Raw genomic sequence first — 373 nt, 5'->3', positions numbered from 1 at the left:
ACGCTGCGCAACTGGGGATGGAGGGGGTCTACTTCCGCACGGTGACCGACATCACTCCCACCCTGGACCTCGGGGTGCTCCGGGAGGTGCGACAGCGTGCCGACGAACTCGGGCTGTACCTGCAGATGGGCATGTGGAAGGTCAACCCGTACTCCGCCGCCGAGGCGCCCGAGGTGCGTCGGCTGGGCGACGGGGACTACACCCGCGGGATGCTGAAGATGATGCACGCCGCACGCGAGGGCGCCGACTGCGGCGAGCTGTGGGTGGCCTGCTGCAACTACCAGTCGGGTCTGCCCGGTGTGTACGCGGTCGATCGGTTCCGCACTGACGCCCCGTGGAGCGACCAGCTCGTGGCGATCGAGAAGTTCCTGAA

The 373-nt window shown here is 67.8% G+C and carries 1 protein-coding gene; it reads left to right on the top strand.

Going from position 1 to position 373, the window contains the following annotated elements; translation table 11 throughout:
* On the top strand, positions 1 to 373 hold a 373-nt coding region (locus KI686_RS15875; RefSeq protein WP_237590305.1), incomplete at both ends, for a hypothetical protein.

It is taken from the genome of Polaribacter sargassicola (assembly GCF_021991835.1).
In the GTDB taxonomy this organism is placed as follows: Bacteria; Bacteroidota; Bacteroidia; order Flavobacteriales; family Flavobacteriaceae; genus Polaribacter; species Polaribacter sargassicola.
Note: the sequence above shows the minus strand (reverse complement) of the source record. Positions and strands in the feature narration are given on the sequence as shown.